This is a genomic window from Vibrio sp. VGrn 2, assembly GCF_009361695.1.
Lineage (GTDB): Bacteria > Pseudomonadota > Gammaproteobacteria > Enterobacterales > Vibrionaceae > Vibrio > Vibrio diabolicus.
The window spans coordinates 210292-224106 of sequence record NZ_RBWD01000007.1 but is presented as its reverse complement, the minus strand read 5'-3'; the positions used below and the strand labels follow the sequence as shown (position 1 = coordinate 224106).

At 47.0% G+C, this 13815-nt stretch carries 15 protein-coding genes; 10 read left to right on the top strand and 5 right to left on the bottom strand.

Annotation, left to right across the window (positions count from 1 at the left end; all coding sequences use genetic code 11):
- Positions 1–58: 58 nt before the first annotated feature.
- The 3 genes from D8S93_RS13985 to D8S93_RS13975 all read right to left on the bottom strand — a co-directional run bounded on the left by D8S93_RS13985 (position 59) and on the right by D8S93_RS13975 (position 3865).
- A complete protein-coding gene (locus tag D8S93_RS13985; protein WP_152813790.1) occupies positions 59–1195 on the bottom strand; it encodes a glycerate kinase in 1137 nt (378 codons plus the stop codon).
- Positions 1196–1211: 16 nt separating this feature from the next.
- Positions 1212–2564: a GntP family permease gene (locus tag D8S93_RS13980; RefSeq protein ID WP_005391886.1), complete on the bottom strand. Its 1353-nt coding sequence runs from the start codon at positions 2562–2564 to the stop codon at positions 1212–1214.
- Positions 2565–2722: 158 nt separating this feature from the next.
- Positions 2723–3865 carry a sugar diacid recognition domain-containing protein gene (locus D8S93_RS13975; protein WP_104972184.1) on the bottom strand — a complete coding sequence of 381 codons (1143 nt, stop codon included), beginning with the start codon at positions 3863–3865 and terminating at the stop codon, positions 2723–2725.
- Positions 3866–4099: 234 nt separating this feature from the next.
- On the opposite strand from D8S93_RS13975, the gene D8S93_RS13970 reads away from it, so the two are divergent.
- Positions 4100–4273 carry a hypothetical protein gene (locus D8S93_RS13970; protein WP_005391896.1) on the top strand — a complete coding sequence of 58 codons (174 nt, stop codon included), beginning with the start codon at positions 4100–4102 and terminating at the stop codon, positions 4271–4273.
- Between the two features lie 69 nt (positions 4274–4342).
- Here the strand turns inward: D8S93_RS13970 and D8S93_RS13965 are convergent, their stop codons facing one another.
- Positions 4343–4705 (bottom strand): hypothetical protein, encoded by a 363-nt coding sequence (locus D8S93_RS13965; RefSeq protein ID WP_047009761.1) that lies wholly within the window; start codon positions 4703–4705, stop codon positions 4343–4345.
- 283 nt (positions 4706–4988) lie between these two features.
- Between D8S93_RS13965 and D8S93_RS13960 the strand changes: the two genes are divergently transcribed.
- The 5 genes from D8S93_RS13960 to D8S93_RS13940 all read left to right on the top strand — a co-directional run bounded on the left by D8S93_RS13960 (position 4989) and on the right by D8S93_RS13940 (position 9212).
- The gene (locus tag D8S93_RS13960) at positions 4989–6836 is read left to right on the top strand and encodes a M3 family metallopeptidase (protein WP_152813788.1); all 1848 of its coding nucleotides are present in this window, start codon (positions 4989–4991) and stop codon (positions 6834–6836) included.
- A 65-nt stretch (positions 6837–6901) separates the two neighbouring features.
- Entirely contained in the window at positions 6902–7438 is a 537-nt protein-coding gene (locus D8S93_RS13955) for a DUF924 family protein (protein ID WP_152813785.1), read from the top strand.
- 25 nt (positions 7439–7463) lie between these two features.
- The gene (locus tag D8S93_RS13950) at positions 7464–8174 is read left to right on the top strand and encodes an HAD family hydrolase (protein ID WP_152813783.1); all 711 of its coding nucleotides are present in this window, start codon (positions 7464–7466) and stop codon (positions 8172–8174) included.
- Between the two features lie 96 nt (positions 8175–8270).
- Complete coding sequence (locus tag D8S93_RS13945) at positions 8271–8588, top strand: DUF4144 domain-containing protein (RefSeq protein ID WP_005460842.1); 318 nt, start codon at positions 8271–8273, stop codon at positions 8586–8588.
- Between the two features lie 138 nt (positions 8589–8726).
- Entirely contained in the window at positions 8727–9212 is a 486-nt protein-coding gene (locus D8S93_RS13940) for a VOC family protein (RefSeq protein WP_047706337.1), read from the top strand.
- 72 nt (positions 9213–9284) lie between these two features.
- On the opposite strand, the gene D8S93_RS13935 is transcribed toward D8S93_RS13940, so the two are convergent.
- A complete protein-coding gene (locus D8S93_RS13935; RefSeq protein WP_006740978.1) occupies positions 9285–10199 on the bottom strand; it encodes a LysR family transcriptional regulator in 915 nt (304 codons plus the stop codon).
- A 141-nt stretch (positions 10200–10340) separates the two neighbouring features.
- On the opposite strand from D8S93_RS13935, the gene D8S93_RS13930 reads away from it, so the two are divergent.
- The 4 genes from D8S93_RS13930 (at position 10341) to D8S93_RS13915 (ending at position 13783) form a co-directional block, all read left to right on the top strand.
- Positions 10341–11648, top strand: a complete 1308-nt coding sequence (locus tag D8S93_RS13930) for a DUF1254 domain-containing protein (protein ID WP_152813781.1) — start codon at positions 10341–10343, stop codon at positions 11646–11648.
- A 151-nt stretch (positions 11649–11799) separates the two neighbouring features.
- The gene (locus D8S93_RS13925; protein ID WP_152813779.1) at positions 11800–12624 is read left to right on the top strand and encodes a LysR family transcriptional regulator; all 825 of its coding nucleotides are present in this window, start codon (positions 11800–11802) and stop codon (positions 12622–12624) included.
- A gap of 162 nt (positions 12625–12786) precedes the next feature.
- Positions 12787–13212 (top strand): VOC family protein, encoded by a 426-nt coding sequence (locus D8S93_RS13920; protein WP_005391937.1) that lies wholly within the window; start codon positions 12787–12789, stop codon positions 13210–13212.
- A gap of 58 nt (positions 13213–13270) precedes the next feature.
- Positions 13271–13783, top strand: a complete 513-nt coding sequence (locus D8S93_RS13915; RefSeq protein ID WP_046875590.1) for an O-acetyl-ADP-ribose deacetylase — start codon at positions 13271–13273, stop codon at positions 13781–13783.
- Positions 13784–13815: the final 32 nt, after the last annotated feature.

Here is a 13815-nt window from a genome sequence, read left to right as displayed (position 1 = left end):
ACTGGTAACAACAAAAAACTCCACGCAAAGGTGGAGTTTTCTCGTATCGTTATCGCCCTCAGTGCGACTTAATTTGCCACATTCTCGCGACGTTTTCGGCTAAATTGGCAACGTTGACGTCGGCCTCGTTCATGGCCTCAGATAAGCTCATCGCCCTTGGTACACAAGCAAACACCGCATCAATACCGCATTCATAGACCGCCTGATAGTTGTCGCCCACACAACCAGCCAATGCAACGACTGGTAAATCAAACTGCTTGGCCACCTGAGCAACTCCCATCGGCGTTTTGCCATGTGCGGTTTGATGATCGATTCGACCCTCGCCTGTGAATACAATATCCGCATCCGCAACATGCTGAGCAAGCTTGACCGTTTCAAGCACAATCTCAATTCCCGGTTGCAAACGTGCTGCCGTGTACCCGAGCAAGGCCGCTCCCATACCACCAGCAGCACCCGCCCCTTCACGAGTCAGTACGTGCTTACCCGTCGCTTGTTCCGTCAACTCGCCAAACTTGCGCAATGCGTTATCGAGCAGAGTGACGTCTGACGCCGTCGCTCCCTTTTGTGGGCCAAAGATAGCCGACGCGCCTTTGTCACCACAGAGTGGGTTATCAACATCGCACGCTACCAACACTTCGCAAGTTGCTAAACGAGGGTCAAGACCAGAAATATCGATGGACGCAAGCGCCGCTAACCCGCCTCCATTTGGGGTAATTGCATGACCAGATTCATCAAGAAACGTTACCCCCAACTCGGTCAACATGCCCACGCCACCATCATTGGTAGAGCTGCCGCCCAAACCAATGATTAAGCGTTGAATACCTCTGTCTAGCGCATGTTTGATCAGCTGTCCGGTACCAATGCTGCTGGTCAGTTTTGGGTCGCGAGCATCACTCGGCACAAGGTGCAGCCCACTGGCCTCCGCCATTTCAATAACCGCGGTTTCGCCGTCACCGAGGATGCCATAAAACGCTTCAACATCATTCCCTAATGGCGCGGTCACCGTTGTAAAGACTTGTTCGCCTTGAGTTGCATCTATCAAAGATTGAACCGTGCCTTCGCCACCGTCTGCGACCGGAACCGTAACAAACTCGGCATCATGCCATACGCGAGCAAGACCCGTTTTGATCGCCTCACTCACTTGTTTGGCGGTTAAGCTTTCTTTAAATGAATCAGGTGCAATTACCACTTTCATACGTATTTCCAGAGACTTATAAGAGAACGAGACTCAAAATGTACACCAATGCCATTGCCGTGACACCTTGAACGAGCGTAGCCATGGTTTGCGCGCGGTAGGCTAAGCCCACCGACATGCGGCTAAACTGCGAAACTACCCAGAAGAAACTGTCGTTTGCATGAGAAACCGTCATCGCACCTGCACCGATCGCCATCACCGTTAATACGCGGCCCATTTCTGAATCGAGCCCCAATTGCGTAAGCATAGGCGCAACCAAAGCCGATGTGGTCACCAATGCAACCGTTGATGACCCTTGCGCCGACTTTAGCGCAGCCGCAACGATAAATGGCATGAAAATACCCACGCCCAGCGCCGATAGCGTCGTACCTAAGTATTCACCTAGCGGCGTGGCTTTTAATACCGCGCCAAATGCGCCACCCGCACCAGTAATCAAAAGAATAGGCGCGGCAGCCGTAATACCTTGGCTGATTCGCTCGCCAAATTCTTCAATCTTGTTGTCTGATTTTAGTAGGCGAACAGAAAGGAACAGGCCAATCACCAATGCCGTTAGTGGCTGTCCTAAGAAAGTCAGAACATCAAACACAAAACCTTCGCCCAACGGTAAGCTTGGGAATTTCGCGATAGAGCCAAAACAGATCAATAAGATAGGAACAAAAATAGGAGCGAATGCTTGGCTCGCCGTTGGCAATTTGCCGTAAGACGCTTTGAGTGCTTGCCAGTCTTGCTGAATTTCTTCTACGGCTTCAATGCCATCTGGTTCAACATGTTGGAATCGGTTCGCCCACAGCATACCCGCTAACGCCGCAACCGCTGCAACAAACACACCCACACCAATCACTAAACCAAGGTTAGATTCCAGGCCTAAGTTACCCGCAGCGGCAATCGGGCCAGGAGTTGGCGGCACAAACGTGTGCGTCGCGTATAGGCCAGTAGCCAACGCTACACTCATCGCAACGCTTGAGGTTTTTAAACGCTTCGCGAGTGATTCTTTGAGCGAGTTCAGAATGACAAAGCCTGAATCACAAAATACCGGAACAGAAACGATGTAACCGATGATGCTCATGGTCAATGTTGGGAAACGCTCACCCAACACTTTAATAACCGTATCGGCCATGGTGATCGCTGCACCACTTTTCTCCAAAATAACACCGATGATGGTACCTAAAACGATAACCAAGCCAATGTAACCAAGGATGCCGCCAAAGCCAGAAGCAATGGTTTTGGCAATGCTATCTGCCGGTAAGCCGTAAGCAAATGCCGCAAGGAACGCAGCGATGATCAGCGCTAAAAAGGGATGTAATTTGAATTTGGTGGTCGTGAGCACAATAAATGCGATCACCCCGAGCAGGATTAATATAAGGTTCATGATAACTCCATTTATTCTTATTTTGCTGAGCGAGTCCGTGTTGGCTCACTCAACATGTAGGGACGCATGAATTATTAATCGTTTGCTTTCGAATTCCTTTAGGCGGAGTGACAAATGATGTGGTCAAAAAATGACGCGTATTGTGCAAATGCACAATATCACGCCATTTTTGAGAGACGAGTCGCAATATAAAGCTCCGCTAACCCCACAAAATTGGTGGTTGGCAGCCCTGTTATCTCGGTGATTTTTTCTAACCGATAACGCAGAGTGTTCCGGTGAATAAACAGCATTTTAGAGCATTCCGTCACATTGCCATTGCATTCAAACAACGCATCTAGGGTTTTCAGTAATTGCCCAGATTTGTCTTTCTCTTTCAACCGTTTCACGCCATCAATAATTTGTTCACCTTGCCAAATATCCGCCAACGGCGCTAACAGCACAGGCAAACGAAGTTCATCGAACAGGTACTTACGTTTCTCTGGGTAGAACTGCTTGCCAATGGCTAATACCTGCTTTGCGCTTTGGTATGACAAAGCAACATCTTTAGGCTCATTAAACAGCTGCCCTAGCGCAATGTGAAACGTATGCGAATCGTGATCGCTTAAACGCGACATCAACTTATCAATGCGCTCACTTTCAATTTGGCTATCCCACTGCTTGGCGGAATGACACGGTTTCAGCACCACAATTTCATTCACTGAGACAATCGCAACTAGGTTGTTACGCTCTGGGTATTCAAGCAGCTCAACAATATTGCGCACACTCTTCATGCTTTTTGAGGCGGACGGCGTCGAGACTTCAATCACCGTTGCCACCCGTGGTTGAGTAATATCGATAGAAAGACGCATCGCCCAATCTTTCAGCTCTTCATCGGTCAATTTGCCATTGATCCAAGCCAGAATAAACTCTTCGCGATGACGTCTGTCCCACTGAAATTTTTCCACCAGCGCGGCTTGCTCGATTGTCAATTCAGCGGTCATTTTGACCAGTTTGGCGAAATCTCGAATTTTCTCGGGCTCGCCTGTCACACCAACAATACCGACCACGTCTCCATGCAATTTCAACAGCATATTGATTCCGGGTTTGACACCCTGCAACGTCAAACATTGCTGCTCATTCAGCTCTAGCGAATCGCCGTGATTCAACGCCAATACCGCGCCATCATGCACTTGCCCAACGCGTTTGGGATCGCCACTGCCAATGATGATGCCTGCTGAGTTCATCACATTTACGTTGTGACCAATGATGGACATGGTTCGATCGACAATTTGCTGTGCTAGGGAGTGGTCGAGAATAACCATTTCGATTTTCCAGATTGACAATTTAATCATTCAATAAATCACAAATAGCCAACTGTCGCGATGATGCAGTTAAAAATAACTGAAGCAGCTCAAAGCATTACTCAATTAACCACACGATAAAAATGGATTAAACCCTCATTTTGAGCTGAGAGTTATATACTTAGAACAAAGGTCACCGATGCATTCGTCACTGTGCATCGATACCGCTCGTCTACCTACAGAGGAGGAAACAACATGGAATTACGTAATAAATCGGGTGAAGTCGCAAAAATTGCAGATAATCTCACTTTAAAGGAAATCACAGAAATGGGCTACACCGTAGATTTATGCGATGAAGCATTTGACCCCGGTGAGCATTGGAAAGCGGAAGGTAAAACGCAAGGTATGGGCGAGTACCCAGAGGAGTAAACGTCCTGACGGGCCAGCGCACAAAGCGTTCCATAAACAGAAAAACCGAGCGACTTAACGCTCGGTTTTTTACTTTTGAACTTCTTGAATAAACAAGCCCATCTCTTCAAGATAATTGCCGTTTGAGCATCCCCAATCGGTGACTTCAATCAGCTCGGTAACTAACTGTCCAGATTCATCATTTTGTACTCGCTGCACAAACGCTTCAAAGCGTTCTAACTGCGCCTGAGTTTTAATGCCATGCACAGCATATTCTACAAGCAAGCCGTTGTATGTCTGCCAGCGCTGTTCACCTGAAACATCACTGCTTAAAATTACGGAGCACTTTTGTTGAATGTTCTCAACCGCATCATTTCTTGGCGGCGTGACTGAAGAGCATCCAACCAAAATCGTACCTAGCGCCAATAGCGTAACTTTTGTCTTATTTATCATATCGTTTCCATATGTACTGCCGCGATATAGAAATATTATTACACATGACAAAGATCATCGAGCGCGCCTCGCAGATTAATTACCTGATGAACTGTAAACCCCGTGCCAATCTTAACACTGCGCACTCCGAACTCGTAACAACTCTTGCTAACTCATTAAAATGTAAACAAATAGTAAAATCACGTTTACGCAGTACACTACCAGCAAATTAATTTGTCCCTCCTTTATTATCAACAAGCGTGCAATAATTAGGGGTCTACTCCCAACCATTTGAAGGATCAAAATGACCGCAACGGATTATCTCAACGACCTCAATCAACGTTACCTCGCGATTCACCGCACCAAAGAAGATTTCTTTTGGGAAACTTACATGGGGATCAGCGATGACCATGATGGCTCGACGCAAGCACAAACCGCATGGACAAGCTTTTTAAGCAACGCCGAGCAAATTACTGCCATCAAACAACAGCTTGAAGCCGCGGACTCAATTACCGACCCAAAAGAGAAACAGCAAACCATTACGGGTCTTTCTGGTTGGCTGGCGATGTTTGAATCTCACGCAATCGAGGGCGAAAAGGCACAAGCGTTGAAAAATCAGCTCATTGCCTTTGAAGCTGAGCTGTTCGAGAAAAAACAGAACCACGTACAAACGTTTACCGATGAAAACGGCGAGCAAGTGGAAGGTTCACTGCCAGTATTGAGCTCAACCATTCGCACCAACAATCATGAAGAAGTTCGCCAATCGGCTCATCAAGCGTTGCTGAACCTTGAACAATGGCTACTGCAAAACGGCTTTATAGAACTGATCAAACTGCGCAACCAGTTCGCTCGCTCACTTGGTTATGCGACCTTCTTTGATTACTCCGTGCAAAAAACGGAAAAGATGAGCTCTGAGCAGCTGTTTGAGATTTTGGAAGATTTCGAACAACGCACGCGAGATGCGCACCTAAACAGCTTAGAAAACTTGGCGAAAGAGAAAGGCGCAAGCGCACTAACGGGCTTCAACTTTGTTTACTCGTTCGCGGGTGACGTCATGCGTGACCTTGACCCATACGTGCCGTTCTCAAAATCTCTGAGACGCTGGGTAGAGTCGTTTGGTCGTCTGAATATTGATTACTCTGGCGCGACGCTAACGCTTGATTTGTTAGACCGCAAAGGTAAGTACCCGAACGGGTTCTGCCACGGCCCTATCCCTTCTTTCTACAATCAAGGCGAATGGGTCGCAGCACAGGTGAACTTCACCAGCAATGCCAAACCAGACCAAGTGGGCAGCGGCTACGATGGCATTAACACGCTGTTCCACGAAGGTGGCCACGCAGCACACTTTGCGAACGTAAAAATGAACGCGCCTTGTTTCTCGCAGGAGTTTGCGCCGACTTCAATGGCTTATGCAGAAACTCAGTCGATGTTCTGTGACAGCCTGTTAACCGATGCCGATTGGCTAAAACAATACGCACTGGATGATGAAGGGAATCCGGTTCCTAATGAGATCATTCAAGCGATGATCAACAGTCGTCAGCCATTCAAAGCTTATGAAGAACGTAGCATATTGGTTGTGCCGTATTTTGAACGCGCGTTATATCAACTTAGCGATGACGAGTTAACGCCAGAGCGCATCACTAAGCTGGCTCGCGATTGTGAAAAACAGATCCTTGGTTTGGAATGCAGCCCTCGCCCACTGATGGCGATTCCACATTTGCTATCCGACGAAGCGGCTTGTGCGTATCAAGGTTACCTACTCGCGCACATGGCGGTGTACCAGACCCGTGCATACTTCCTTGAGAAGTTTGGCTATCTGACGGATAACCCAGAAATTGGCCCACTGCTGGCAAAACACTACTGGCACGCAGGCAATCATTTGTCACACAACGAAACTATTTTCAGCCTAACTGGCGAAGGCTTCAATGCCAAGTACCTAGCGGACGTGTGTAATCTATCCCCAGAGCAAGCGTGGGAAGTACAGCAGAAAAAAATCGACTCACTTGCAACACGAGAACGAGCACCAGTTGCTTCACTGAACGCGATGATTAAAGTCGTCGACGGCAGTAAAGAACTGGCAAGCAACGTCATCTCTGACAAACAAATGTGTGACGATTTTGAACGTTACATCGTAGAGACTTACGGTCGATAACACACCAAGAGCCAGAAGCCACGCTTCTGGCTTTTTACTATTAAGGCACAACAAAAGGAAGCGCCATGCATCAACAAATCATCAAGTTCTGGTTCGAAGAGCTAACGCCTCAAAACTGGTTTGAAAACAACCCAGAACTGGACAAACATATTGCGTCACGATTTGCCTCGATACTAGAACAAGCCGCTCGTTGTGAACTGTTTAATTGGCGCGACAGCGCACAAGGACGATTGGCCGAAATCATCGTCCTCGACCAGTTTTCGCGTAATGTGTATCGCAACACCCCAAAAGCGTTTGCGCAAGACCCGCTCGCATTAGCATTGGCTCAAGAAGCAATTCGGTTAGGACACGATCAAGAATTAGCGCCTGAGCAGCTAAGCTTTTTGTACATGCCTTTTATGCACAGCGAATCTCGCCTCATTCATGTCGAAGCAGAGAAATTGTTTCGCGCATCAGGGCTTGAAAATAACTACGATTTTGAGCTAAAACACAAAGCCATCATCGACCAATTTGGACGTTACCCACATCGCAACGCCATCTTGGGAAGAGAAAGCACACCTGAAGAGTTAGCATTTTTGCAGCAACCCGGTTCCAGCTTTTAACCATCAATAACAACGAGAACGTTGAATGAAATTAGACGCCATATTGTGGGATTACGATGGGACACTCGTAAACTCTGTACCGAAAAACATCGACATCACCAAAGCGATCTTAGCCATCGTTGCCCCGCATTTAACTGGCGATAATTTACCGAAATATCTCCATTCAGAAGCCAACTATCACTACGCAAACCACGCGGCGAAAAACTGGCAAGAGCTCTACGTGGATTACTACGGCATGTCCCATGATGAAATGCTAAAAGCTGGTGGTTTATGGGCAGAGCATCAAGAGAAAAACCAAACACCAGTAACCATGTTTGAAGGCATTGATGGCGTTATTAAAGAGTTTGCGCAGCTGCCTCACGGCATTTGCTCTCAAAACTCACAAAACAATATTCGTCGAGTGCTGTCCGACAACGGCATCAGCGCGCCGTTTAAATCCATCGTCGGGTATGATGACGTCTCGAACGGGCACCAAAAGCCCGATGCGTACAGTGGCATCAAATGCGTTGAGTCGATTTTTGGTTGCGCAGAAAACAGACAGTTGATGTACATCGGTGACCATGAAGCCGACACGCAATTCGCACGCAACATCGAACAGCAGTTGGGTGGCCAAAGTAAAGTGATTGCCGTTGCAGCAGCGTACAGCGGCGCGATGCCAGAGCATTGGAGCGTGCAACCAGATTACGTGGCAAGAACGGTTGACGAGCTGTTTTCGATTATTGCTCAACACACATAACTTTTGACTGCGGTTTAAGGCCAACACTTTGAAAGCCAGCGCTCACCTTGCCCTTTCAAACATTGAAACAATTTTAGCCACTACACTGGAGGCCCCATGGTTACATGGCCATGTTTATTGAAACTCGATGGCGACGATGAACTTATCTATTTGCGTTCTCATGCCGATCTTGATTCCGAATGCGAAGCGCTCATTTGGGGGCCAGATGATTACGTAATTGACTCAAATGGCAACACGTTCGGGTTGCAATATAACGATTCGAACACCACCGTTTTACAACCGGAAGAACGCACTCTGTCCGTCGAGGAAGTTACGTCACTCATCCAATCGCATGAGTTTAGTCTCGCACAAAGGTGCATCATCAAAATTCACTTCACCTCGGTACAGCAAGCTGTTGAGGCATTAGCCAATTAGCTCGAACCCCGCTCATGTTGATTACACAAAATTATTATTTTTATAATTTATAATAATTTAATGTAATTAAAACCGCACCATATACTCTCCCACATCGAAACAAAACAACGTTTAAGCACACATGTTGGGAGCAAACAAATGAAAATGAATCATGTCGGTATTATGGTCGGAGATATGGATAAAGCGGTTGAGTTTTACACGCAAGCGCTTGGTCTAAAAGTCGTTATGGGCAACACGAAAGTGATTGAAGAACGCGAAACCGCAATTGGCAGAATGTGTATTGCGGTCTTTGGTGAGGGCTTTAAAGGCTTCAACATTGCGCATCTAGTGACAAACGATGGCATCGGACTTGAGTTATTTGAAATGAAAGAGCGTCAAGCGCGCCATGAAGTGGATTTTTCTCGCATCGGTATCTTCCATTTCTGTTTGCAGACGGACGACTTTGAAGGTGCAATCAAGCGCACTGAAGCGTTGGGTGGCAAAGTTCGTATGAACATCATGCGTTACCACCCAGAAGACGATAACAAGCCTGCTAAAATGGTCTATCTAGAAGACCCATTCGGCAACCTGTTCGAGCTTTACTCGCACACTTATGAAGAAACTTACGCTTCTGAATACGAGTAATTACTTCATGCAACACAACCGGGATCAGTGCGTTACCGAACCCGGTTGTTCAAACCGTTTCACCAACCATTGTTACGACTCAATGCCTAACGACTTCATCAACGATTCAACGGTATTGTTAACCCACAATATCAACGGATCATTACGGCGCTTTACGCTGTAAACGTAACCGAAGTTACCCTCTAATTTCGGCAGCGCGTCATCAAATTCGATAAAAGAAAAACGCTTATCTAACTGATTGATCAAGTGACGCGAACAAGGAAACAGCACATCGCTATCCGCAACCAAATTCAAAATGGTGTTGATGTGCGTGGTACGCAGTTGAATTCTTGGGACAACTGAAAAAGGCTGTAATAAGCGCGAGATGTGATCTTCTTTTTCATTCCAATGTTGGATGATGTGAACCGCGTACGCGTACTCTGAAATGTCATCCAAGTACATGCGTTTACCACCATGCGGATGCGTCGCACGGCAGGCCAGCGCAAAGTCGTCCCGCCCGCCTTTTTTCTGAACCAGATGTTTCGGCAATTCCATAGGAAAATAGTTGATGCCAAAAGCGATTTCACCCGCATCGATTTTGTCTGGCGTGGTTTCCGTCCAGTCTTCGATCACCAAGTTCATAAACGGCGCTTCTTTAGCTAGCAGCTGAGTAAACGCGGCAGAAAACCATTGCGCAATGGACGAGTTGATCGCAACACGCAGAACACTGCTTTCGGTCGCGGGATCAAAACTATGAGAAACATTCACCAGCTTGTCGATGTCGTTGATGATCCCAGAAAGCTGCGCTTTGATCTCTTCGGCTTTCGGCGTGAGCTCCATATTGGTGCCCTTGCGCACTAAAATGTCGTCGTTAAACAAATCCCGAATTTTACGCAAGCTTCGGCTCACAGCAGGCTGGCTGGTGCACAAACGCTCCGCAGCCGTTGTGGTGTTGCGTGTTTCAAGAATCACTGCAAGCACCTTGAGCAAATTGTAATCAAAGTTCATCAACGTTATCTCTTTAGCTTTTCTCAAACCATATCACTTTTGATATAGACTAAATACCCACAGTTCATTTCTGTAATAAACGGGTTAACGACTAAGCTTAGCTGGAAATATATCCTCACAACCAAATGGATGAAACCAGCCATGAAACAAAAATTACTCGTTACTCTATTGGGATTATCAGCGCTAGGAGCCAGCCCTGTATTTGCGGCTAACACCAATGTTGATCTTGCAGAAGATGCTTATATCTACGGCTACTCTATTGATGAAGCGTACAAGTTTTTCTATCACACGGCGGTAGAAAACAACTATCCGCTCAACCGCTTTCAGAATATTCGTGCTCTAGCTGATGACTCTTACACCGCTCACCCAACCATTAATAACGATACGCTTCACCTTATGGGCTGGTTAGATGTTGCTGCAGAACCTGTCATTGTGAGCGTACCTGATATGGATGAAGGCCGTTACTGGATCTTGCACACGATGGACATGGGCCACTACACCAACGCAGCGTTCAGTTCTCGTACTCGCGGCACAAAAGGCGGCCAGTTCATGTTTGCAGCACAAGATTGGCAAGGTGAAGTGCCAGCTTCTGTCGACGAAGTGGTTCGCGTAGACAGCAACCTTGTGAAGCTGATGGGTCGCATCATGGCAGTGAATGACGAAGATGCAAAAGTAGCGCTTAACTACATGGACCAATGGAACATTCGTACCCTATCGGAATATTTAGGTAAGAACGGGCCAAAACCAGTACAAAGAACGTATCCAGATCCAAAAAATTCAACATGGCTTGAACGCGTGAACTTCGTGCTATGTGATGGCTCGATGGGCAATGCAGACAAACAGTGGTTGGACAAATACCAATCTATCGGTGTTGAACCATGCAAAACTGACTTCACACCTGAGCAGCTAAAACTGGCAAAAGTTGGTGAGAAGAAAGGCATGGAACACCTCGTCGAACTTGCACCTAAAGTGACAGATGCTCGTACGTTGCTTGGTACACGCGATACCTTGGGTGATGCGCCACGCGATATTTTTGCAGAAGGTACTTACCTTGGTCAGTGGGGTTTACCACCTATCGAAGCGTCTTACCGTAAATCAGATTTCGACAGCACTGGTCAAAAACTGGATGGTTCGAAGCATGATTACGTGATGCGCTTTAAAGCGCCGAACGTCAGCGAATTCTGGTCTGTTACTATTTACGGCAACGACAACCGTTTGATGGCGAAAAACGACCTAAACCGTCACAGCCGTGGCGACCGAACCATGAAAGCAGACAAAGACGGTTACTACACCATTTACATGAGTGCGAACGAGAAAGGCCGAGCAGTCGATCCAAACTTCTTGCCAGTACCTGAAAAACCGTTCTACGCCATCATGCGTTTCTACGGCGCAGACGATGCAATCCAAAGTGGTGAGTATCAAATGCCTGAGATCAAAGTAGTTAAATAATTCGTTTTAACGAACCACTGCTCTGTCGCCTCCTTAGCTCGTAAGTACGTTAAGGAGGCTTATTTCAAGGTGGGTGTCTAGGGCGAACATCAAGCCCAAAAATCAAAGAGACGCCCACTGAATCTAGTGATTATTTTTATTTAGGTATCGTATGGATTTTAATCTAATCCAAACCTTTTTAATTGTTGCTGAATATCAATCTTACTCTCGCGCCGCAGAGCACCTAGGGCTAACTCAGCCAGCGATTAGCGCATCCATGAAGCGTTTGGAAAAAGAAACCAACAAATCGTTATTTGTGAAGGATGGGCGACAAATCAAACTCACTTCTGTAGCGCATCAGTTGCTACCTAAATTTCATCAGGCGTTTGCGATGATCAATGATGCCATTTCCGATCAAAGCACTTTCCGCCTGAGCTGTAATGAAGCGCTGATCCACCGCATCACACCAACCAACACGATCAGCATTTGCGCCGATACGGATTTACCTTCGTTATTGAACGATCTACGACTTAAACAGATCGATTTGATTATTAGCCCAACGACCATTCATAACCCATCGTTTATCAGTGAATCAGTTTTTGAAGAGCCAATGGTGGTGATTTGTCGTCAAGATCACCCACGTATCGCAGGAAAAATCGAACAAGAACAGTTTTATTCTGAAAAGCACTGTCGGTTTGTCGGAGACGAAGACTTCCCAGTTAGCGACACCGAAGTTCACCAGCCAGGGCTGCAAGAGCGTGATGTGGAAATGATGACAACATCGCTCTCTGGCATGATGCTTTATGTGGCGAAACACGATTGCTTAGGCGTGCTTCCCCTGTCTTTGGCGCAGAAATGGCAATCGGCTTTGAATCTGCAAGTCATTCAAACTCCAATGTTTTCCGAGCCAGTCAGCTATAAACTGATTTTCCATAAACGAGATGAATCCAGCACTTCCCATCAATGTTTGCGAGCTTGGGCGCGTGACCAGGCCTAAACGCCTGACTCGGTCGCACATCAAGGCGTTTCGCCAAAAACTCTTTCTCTCTTCTTAAACGCACTCTTTATGACTAAATGCGCATATGTTAAAAATGGCTTAACGATCAATATGGACGTGCAGGTCGTATACTTTTCCATAACCGCACAAAAGGAGTGAAGCATGCCCACCAACAACCCAATCGCAATCCAAGCCCTTGATCATGTCGTGTTAAGAACGTGCAACCTCGACGCCATGTTGCATTTCTATCGAGATATTTTGGGCTGCCCTGTCGAGCGCGAAGTAATGGAGCTTGGTTTAACCCAGCTCAGGGCTGGTAACGCATTGATTGATGTGGTGACGGTGGACAGCGAGTTAGGGCAACTTGGCGGAAAGCCACCAGTTCAAAATGGTCGTAATATTGACCATTTTTGCCTGCAACTAGCGCCTTTTTCCGAAAATGAAATACTTGAATATCTGCGTTCGAACGGCATTGAAACCGAAGAGTTTGCGAAGCGGTATGGCGCACAAGGGTTCGGTAGATCACTCTATATACATGATCCGGAAGGAAATGTCGTCGAGTTAAAACCTCAAGTGATTGATGAGTAAGCTACACTTAACTGTGTTCCTGACCATTTGTTTCTCATCATTGTAGAAGGCTCAAAAAATGAACGCGATCTCGTTAGTCCAAGGCGACATCACCACCGCACATGTCGATGCCATCGTGAATGCAGCAAACCCGAGAATGCTCGGCGGAGGTGGCGTCGATGGTGCCATTCATCGCGCAGCAGGGCCTGCGCTTATCAATGCGTGTTATGCCGTTGATGATGTCGACGGTATTCGATGCCCGTTTGGTGACGCACGCATTACTGAGGCTGGCAATTTAAACGCGCGTTACGTCATTCATGCCGTTGGCCCGATTTACGATAAATTCGCCGATCCAAAAGCGGTGTTGGAATCTGCATATCAACGTTCGCTGGATCTCGCGCTCGACAAGCATTGCCAAAGTGTGGCACTGCCTGCGATTTCTTGCGGAGTGTATGGTTACCCGCCCCAAGAAGCAGCAGAAGTCGCGATGGCCGTTTGCCAAAGACCGGAATACGCGGCACTCGACATGCGCTTTTACTTGTTTAGTGAAGAGATGCTTTCGATTTGGCAACGCGCCCTGACCCAGCACTAAAATCTGTGTGACAAGAGACATAAAAAAACCGG